The 7,308-nt window shown below is 59.8% G+C and carries 5 protein-coding genes and 4 tRNA genes; 5 read left to right on the top strand and 4 right to left on the bottom strand.

The features are described 5' to 3' along the window. Positions 1–83 precede the first annotated feature (83 nt). On the bottom strand, positions 84–1,004 hold the full coding sequence (gene rdgC / locus H0Z09_RS26295; protein ID WP_186694660.1) for a recombination-associated protein RdgC: 921 nt from the start codon (positions 1,002–1,004) through the stop codon (positions 84–86). A gap of 158 nt (positions 1,005–1,162) precedes the next feature. Here rdgC and H0Z09_RS26290 point away from each other — a divergent pair. The 3 genes from H0Z09_RS26290 to H0Z09_RS26280 all read left to right on the top strand — a co-directional run bounded on the left by H0Z09_RS26290 (position 1,163) and on the right by H0Z09_RS26280 (position 2,421). Then, a tRNA-Val gene (locus H0Z09_RS26290) sits at positions 1,163–1,238 on the top strand. 19 nt (positions 1,239–1,257) lie between these two features. Next, positions 1,258–1,334: transfer RNA gene (locus H0Z09_RS26285), tRNA-Asp, on the top strand. Between the two features lie 217 nt (positions 1,335–1,551). Further along, on the top strand, positions 1,552–2,421 hold the full coding sequence (locus tag H0Z09_RS26280) for a GyrI-like domain-containing protein (RefSeq protein WP_186694657.1): 870 nt from the start codon (positions 1,552–1,554) through the stop codon (positions 2,419–2,421). A 323-nt stretch (positions 2,422–2,744) separates the two neighbouring features. Here H0Z09_RS26280 and H0Z09_RS26275 read toward each other — a convergent pair whose 3' ends face one another. The 3 genes from H0Z09_RS26275 to H0Z09_RS26265 form a co-directional block, all read right to left on the bottom strand. Further along, a complete protein-coding gene (locus H0Z09_RS26275) occupies positions 2,745–5,177 on the bottom strand; it encodes a TonB-dependent siderophore receptor (protein ID WP_186694655.1) in 2,433 nt (810 codons plus the stop codon). A 78-nt stretch (positions 5,178–5,255) separates the two neighbouring features. Continuing rightward, positions 5,256–6,254, bottom strand: a complete 999-nt coding sequence (locus H0Z09_RS26270) for a FecR domain-containing protein (protein WP_186694653.1) — start codon at positions 6,252–6,254, stop codon at positions 5,256–5,258. 6 nt (positions 6,255–6,260) lie between these two features. After that, positions 6,261–6,779, bottom strand: coding sequence for a sigma-70 family RNA polymerase sigma factor (locus H0Z09_RS26265; protein WP_186694651.1), 519 nt, complete (start codon positions 6,777–6,779; stop codon positions 6,261–6,263). 201 nt (positions 6,780–6,980) lie between these two features. On the opposite strand from H0Z09_RS26265, the gene H0Z09_RS26260 reads away from it, so the two are divergent. Together H0Z09_RS26260 and H0Z09_RS26255 are read left to right on the top strand one after the other, a co-directional pair. Beyond that, positions 6,981–7,056: transfer RNA gene (locus H0Z09_RS26260), tRNA-Val, on the top strand. A gap of 19 nt (positions 7,057–7,075) precedes the next feature. Then, positions 7,076–7,152 (top strand) — tRNA-Asp (locus H0Z09_RS26255). The last annotated feature ends 156 nt before the right edge of the window (positions 7,153–7,308 follow it).

The following is a 7,308-nucleotide window of genomic DNA, read 5'->3' as shown; positions in this document are numbered from 1 at the left end:
GCGGTGTGTCAGTCAATACCTCTTTGACTGATACACCGCATTCGCGAGCAAGCCCGCTCCCACATTTTGGATCTTCACATGGCTTAGATGCCCTGCGGGGTCTCTTCACCACCCAGCGCTTCAACCAACGCCGGCAGGAACTCACCGAACGTCAGCATCATCAGGGTAAAGCTTGCATCCAACTGGCCCAGGGCTTCTTCGCCACCGTCCTGTTCCGCCTGGTCCTGCAGCAGGTCTTCGAACTTCAGGCGCTTGACGGTCATCTTGTCGTCGAGCATGAAGGACAGCTTGTCCTGCCAGGCCAGGGACAGTTGGGTCACGACCTTGCCGGTGGTCAGGTGCAGCTGGATCTCTTCGCCGGTCAGGTCCTGGCGCTTGCAACGCACAATGCCGCCGTCTTCGTGGGTATCGCGCAGCTCGCATTCGTCGAGGACGAAGAAGTCATCGGCCGGCTTCTGGGTGGTGACCCAGTCGGTCATGATTGCGGTTGGCGCGGTTTTCACCGTCAGTGGGCGAACCGGCAGGGTGCCGATCACTTCACGCAGGGTCGACAGCAGGTCTTCGGCGCGTTTCGGGCTCGCCGAGTTCACCAGGATCAGGCCCTGTTTCGGCGCGATGGCGGCGAAGGTCGACGAGCGACGGATAAACGCGCGCGGCAGGAAGGCCTGGATGATTTCATCCTTGATCTGGTCGCGTTCCTTCTTGTAGACCTTGCGCATTTGCTCGGCCTCGATCTCTTCGACCTTCTCCTTGAGCGCGTCACGTACGACGCTGCCCGGCAGGATGCGTTCTTCCTTGCGCGCGGCGATCAGCAAGAAATCTCCGCTGACGTGAACCAGAGGCGCGTCTTCACCTTTACCAAAAGGCGCAACGAAACCGTAAGTGGTCAGTTCCTGGCTTGCACACGGGCGCGCCAGTTTGGTGGTCATGGCCGCTTCCAACGCCTCGGCATCAACAGGCAGATCTTGGGTCAGGCGATAGATAAGCAGGTTCTTGAACCACATGGGGTGAGTCTCTCCTTTATACAAAGGGGGCATTATTCTCTTGATAACGTCCCAGGCCAACCCTGCCTAAGCCATTGGAAGCTATCAAAAAAAAGATTTAAGAAAGTGCTTGCCAGACCCAGGGTCGCTCCGTAGAATGCGCGCCACACCGAAACGAAGGGTGATTAGCTCAGCTGGGAGAGCATCTGCCTTACAAGCAGAGGGTCGGCGGTTCGATCCCGTCATCACCCACCATTCGCTTCAAGTGTTACGCGCAGCGGTAGTTCAGTCGGTTAGAATACCGGCCTGTCACGCCGGGGGTCGCGGGTTCGAGTCCCGTCCGCTGCGCCATATTCGGTTACCTGGAACGCTGAACGCCAGGTACCACAGGAAGCCCGCTCATTGAGCGGGCTTTTTTTCGTCTGCAGGATCTTACTGGGTCCATCTCCGTCCACGACGCGGATTAATACAATAGCTCCTGCGTGCGTTAACTCAGCAAGCGCGGCTAGGCGTATTAACGCCGTTATCGTCGATTCTAGTGGCGACCGTATTTCCAGGAGCTTCTCCAGTGACTGACACGCAGACCCATCTCGCTTACACCCAACGCTTCAACGCCGTGCTCGCCTACATTGATGCCCATCTCGAAGGTGACCTATCGGTGCGGGCGTTGAGCCAGGTGGCGAATTTTTCGGCGTTTCACTTTCATCGCCAGTTCACCGCGTTCGTTGGCGTGCCGGTTTCCCGTTATGTGCAGTTGATGCGCCTGCGACGCGCGGCCCATCGCCTGGCTGAACTGGCGGATCACTCGGTGCTGGACGCCGCACTTGGTGCCGCTTTTGACAGCCCGGAGGCATTTTGCAGGGCGTTCAGGCGGGCGTTCGGTATGACGCCGAGTGCGTTCAGAAAGAGACCCGACTGGCAGGTCTGGCATGCGGTCTTCGCAATCCCTCACTTTTCCAGGACGATCATCATGCAACTACACATTGTGGATTTCCCGGCAGTCACAGTCGCAGCGCTTGAGCACTGCGGGCCGCCGGGACTGGTCAATGAGAGCGTGCGCGCGTTCATCGAATGGCGTATGCGCAGCGGGCAGTCGCCGGTGGCGTCGAGTCGCACCTTTGGCATTCCCTACAGCAACCCCGACACGACGCCAGCACATGCATTCCGCTTCGCTATCTGCGGCGAGATTCACGAGCCCGTGGCGGCGAATGCGTTCGGCGTGCGTGAGCTTGTCATTCCGGCCGGGCGTTGCGTTGTGGTGCGACACGCGGGATCACCGGATCACATTGGCGAAACGATCTACCCGGTTTATCGCGATTGGCTCCCTGCCAGTGGTGAAGAACTGCGGGACCATCCTCTGTTCTTCCATTACCTGAGCGCTTATCCCGAGACACCGCAGGATCAGTGGCAAACCGATGTGTTTATCCCGCTGCAATAACCACAAACGCGTAGCGAACGGGCTTGCCCTAATGCCGTTCAGTTTAGCGAACGCAATGCTCAAGCAACGAAGATCAAATGTGGGAGCGGGCTTGCTCGCGAATACGTCAGCTCAGCAAACATTGATGTTGGCTGACCCACCGCTTTCGCGAGCAAGTCGAAGCGTCGAACCGCCGCTCCTACAGGGGATCTGCGCTTAACTGAACGGCATTAGGGCTTGCCCCGCCGTCCGGTATTTCAGGTTCATGGCCTGGGGCTGACGCACAAGTAGGTTCAACGCCGCCGATCACTTGCGATGATCGGCGGCGTTGTCCATTCAGGCTTCTAGAAGTTCCAGCGAGTGGTGACCATGAAGTTGCGTGGCTCACCGTAAGCGGCGGAGTTATAGAAGCCGATGTTGGTGTAGTAGTGCTTGTCGAACAGGTTGTTGACGTTCAGCGTCGCCGACAGGTTTTTAGTGACCTGATACTTGGTCATCAGGTCCACCAGCCAATAAGCGTCCTGGGAAAATTCTTCGTACTGCTGGTGCGGAGTGTTGTAGATGTCCTGCCAGCCCACGCTCTGCCAGCGCACGCCACCGCCGACGGTCAGCTTGTCCAGGTTGCCCTTGAGTTTGTAAGTGGTGAACAGCTTGACCTGGTCTTCAGGCTCGAAGGTGGAGATCTTCACGTCCTTGTCGTCGCGCACGACCTTGTGGGTGTAGCCGGCCTGGAGCTGCCAGCCGGGGGCGATCTCGCCGGACATCTCCAGCTCATAACCTTTGGTGACGGCCTTGCTGCTCTTGTAGGCGTAGTTGTTCGGGGTTGGCTTCTGGTTGTTGTACTCGTCATCCGAGAGGGCGCGGTTGGACTCGTGGATTTCAAAGTAGGCCGCGCTGGCGTTCACGCGACCGTCGAGGAAGTCGGCTTTCAGCCCCAGCTCCCAGTTCTGGCCTTCATCCGGCTCAAGCAGCTTATTGTCGCGGTCGCGGTTGTAGTTTTCCTGCGGCATGAAGATATCGGTGTAGCTGGCATAGACCGCGTACGTGTCGTTCAAGTCGTACACGGCGCCGATGTACGGCACGAATCGTCCGGACTCGCGGTAATTGGGGTTATAGCCCGTGACCTGGTAGTTGACCACGCGCCCGCCCAATAGCAGCTTGAGCTCGTCGGCGAGATTCAGGCGGGTGGTCACATAGGCGCCGGTCTGGCGCACGGTGTCATCGGTCAGCGATTGCGCGCGGCCCCAGTCCGGGATTGCGGCGTGGCCGTGCCAGTTGTTGAAGTCGACGATATTGGGGGCGAGGTTCCAGTAGCCTTTGCCTTTCCACTCCGAGGCGCTGATGGAGCCGCCCAGCACCAGCTCGTGTTCGCGGCCGCCCAGGTTGAACGGGCCGCTCACATACAGGTCGGCGGAGTCACTGACGGTTTCGCCGGTGTACTTGCCCGAGGTGAGCTGCGCGGTGCCGTCCGGCTGTGGCTGGTCGCCCTGGATCGAGCCCATCAGGGCGTGGTAGCCGTTGATCTTGTGATCCAGTTGCAGCTTGGTCACCCAGCCGTTACCCAGGTCGTGTTCGAGCATGGCGAATACGGTACGGGTGTATTGCTCCCAGCTGCTCCAATCAGCAGCGTTATTGAACGAGCGCTTGACGCTGTTGCGGTCGCCGTTGGAATTGATCAGCGGGAAACTGCCCGACCATGAAGAGCCTTTGGGCAGGGTGTCCTGGTAATCGCCGCCGACGGTGAGCAGCGTGTCGGGGGACAGGTCGAACTCCATGATGCCGTAGTACGTCGGGCTCTGGCGCGAGTAGTGGTCCATGAACGAATGCTTGTCCTGGTAGGCCGCTACGGCCCGGCCACGCACGTTGCCGCTTTCGGTCATCGGGCCGCTGACATCCAGCTCGCTGCGGTAGTTGTCCCAGGAGCCGGCGCCGAGGGTTGCGTGCCCCTGGAAGTCGGCGGTAGGTTTCTTGCGCACCAGGTTGATCGTCGCACCCAACGAGCCGGCACCGGTGAGCAAGCCGGTGGCACCCTTGAGCACTTCGACACGGTCGTAGATCGCCATGTCGCTCAGGGTATTGCCCGCCGAATAGGCAACGTTGCGCGCCGTGGAGGGGATACCGTCGTACTGGAAGTTGTTGATGGAAAAGCCGCGGGCGTAGTAGTTGGTACGCTCGGTGTCGAAGGCTGAAACGGTGATGCCCGGGGTATGGCGCATCACGTCGTCGACGTTGTTCAGGCCGAAGTCATCCATGTGCTGGCGGGTGACCACGCTCACCGACTGCGGGGTTTGCTTGGGCGTCAACACCAGGCGCGTGGACGTGGCGATCGTGCCGGGCGTGTAGGAACCAGTGTCTTCGGTGACGTTGCCCAATTGGTTGGCGGTGACGGCGGTCGGGCTCAGTTCCATGGTGCCGTTGCCCGCAATGGGGACGGGCTGCAGTGCATAAACCTGGTCGCCTTTTACCGCACGGTAGCCGCTGCCTTGCAGCAGCCTGTCGAAACCGTCCTGCAGCGCGTAATGACCTTTCAGGCCTGGGCTGTCGAGGCCTTCCAGTTCGCGGGACTGGAACACGATCGCCACACCCGCCTGCTGCGCAAAGCGGTTGAGCGAATTGCCCAGTGGCCCGGCCGGGATGTCGTAGGTCTGGGCGGCGACGCTGACGGTATCCGCCCAGGCCAGGCTGACGTTCAGGCTGGTGGCGGTGAATATGGCCAGGGACAGTGGCGCGCTTTTAAGTAGGCGAAAGCGTCCGCGCGGGTAGGAAGGGGTGTGCATGGTGAAGGCAGTCCTTTACGTGTCGAATTACCTTCCTTGACGGGCAGCCTCGAAAAAACCGGAAGCAAATGCGAATAATTATTTATTGGGCGTTGTTTTATTGGAGGGGGTTTCAGGACTCACCACGATTAACCAGGGGGTAAAGGTCTGTACTTGGATCGGCAATGTTTGCGCCAGTAGTTGCAAGGCATGCTCGCTATTATCGAGCGGAATCACGGCAGACACGCGCAGGCCTTGCAGGGCGCGGCGATCAAATTGCACGCGGCCGGCGCGATGCCGGGCAATTTCATCCAGCACCTCGGGCAAAGGCCGGTTTTCCACCACCAACTGGTGGCGGCGCCAGGCTTGATCGATGCTCGAAGGGTCAATAGTGCCGGCCAGGCGCACGTTGTTCGCGCGCATCATGGCCTGCGAGCCGGCATCGACTTCCAGGGTCTGCTGCCCGTCGGCGCTTTGCGCGGCCACGCGCGACTCCAGCATGCTCAGCACAGTGACATCCCCCTCGCGCTTGACCACGAACCGCGTGCCCAGCGCACGCAGCGTGCCTTGAGGCGTTTGCACGACAAACGGCCGCATGCGGTCATGGGCGACCTCCACCCGTATTTCACCTTGCAACAGTTCAATGCGGCGCTGTTTGTCATCGAAGTACAGATTTGCCGAACTGATGCCGTTGAAGGCCAACACAGAACCGTCCGCCAGTTGTAAGGTTTGCCATTGGCCAGGCCCGTTGCGCACATCGGCCATCCACTGCTGCGGGTAAGGGCTGACCAGCAAGGCCGCCGCTGGAATCGCCAGGCTGCACGCCAACGCCAGCGCGCGAACGACGTTTTTGCGGCGACGCTTGTCGGGCTGGGTAAACGCTGCGCTCAACGCCGCCCGCGCCGGTGCTTTCTTGCCGCGCAGGGCCTGCATGCGGAAAATGACGGCTTCCATCCGTGCGGCCGCCGCGGCGTGATGCGGGCCTTGTTGTTTCCAGCTCTCAAACGCCAGGCGCTGGGCCTCGTTCAGTTCGCCCTCGTGCAGGCGCAGCAACCATTCGGCGGCTTGCTCTTCGATTTGATGAGGGGCGTGCGACATGCTTGATCAAGTGTCCATACTGTGGCCGCAATGCACGAGCGCCTGGATCAGGTATTTGCGCACGGTGCGCTCCGACAACTTGAGCTGCCGGGCGATTTGCTGCTGGGTCATTTCTTCAAGGTAATACAGCACGAACGCCTGGCGCGAGTATTCGTGCAGGCCTTCCAGGATAAACGCGATCTGTTCGAGGGCTTCGAGGGTAGTGTGGATCTGTTCCGGGGACTGGAACCCTTCGAGCGCGTCCACGGTGAGCGCCAGTTCCTGCAGGTAAGCCTGTTCAATCTGCCTGCGCCGCGCCTGATCGATGAGCAGGCGCCTGGCGGTGGTGCTCAAGTAAGCCCGAGGTTCGCGGATACCGGCGACGGCTTCGCGCGCGTTCAGGATGCGTGCAAACGTATCCTGCGCCAGGTCCGCTGCGTTCTGTCGGCAGCCCAGCTTGCGCCGCAGCCAGGTGAGCAGCCACCCGTGATGCTCGCTGTAGAGCTGGGCAATTTCCCTTTGGAATGGCGGTTCACCCACAGACATAAGCGTGGCTCAGGCGTTATTGAGAATAGTTTTTAATTGTGCGGCCAAGCGCGGGTTAAACGCAATAGACTCGCATTTGCATGAGCCAAACCCGGTTTTCCAGGGGCTGGGTCCGGATCGAGAAAATATTTGAAATAAACTGCATTTAAATCAAGACATTGCGGATTATTGCTGTATGATGCGGCCCACACCGAAAGTGAAGGGTGATTAGCTCAGCTGGGAGAGCATCTGCCTTACAAGCAGAGGGTCGGCGGTTCGATCCCGTCATCACCCACCATTCGCTTGATGTGTTACGCGCAGCGGTAGTTCAGTCGGTTAGAATACCGGCCTGTCACGCCGGGGGTCGCGGGTTCGAGTCCCGTCCGCTGCGCCATATTCGGTTACCTGGAACGCTGAACGCCAGGTACCACAGGAAGCCCGCTCATTGAGCGGGCTTTTTTTCGTCTGCAAACAGCGTGTTCATCATAAACACCCTGGTGTGCCGCAGAGGCGCCAGCGCAAGAAGCCGGGATTGCCATGAAAGGCGGTT

The organism is Pseudomonas sp. SWRI18 (assembly GCF_014268345.1).
Taxonomy (GTDB): domain Bacteria; phylum Pseudomonadota; class Gammaproteobacteria; order Pseudomonadales; family Pseudomonadaceae; genus Aquipseudomonas; species Aquipseudomonas cedrina.
Note: the sequence above shows the minus strand (reverse complement) of the source record. Positions and strands in the feature narration are given on the sequence as shown.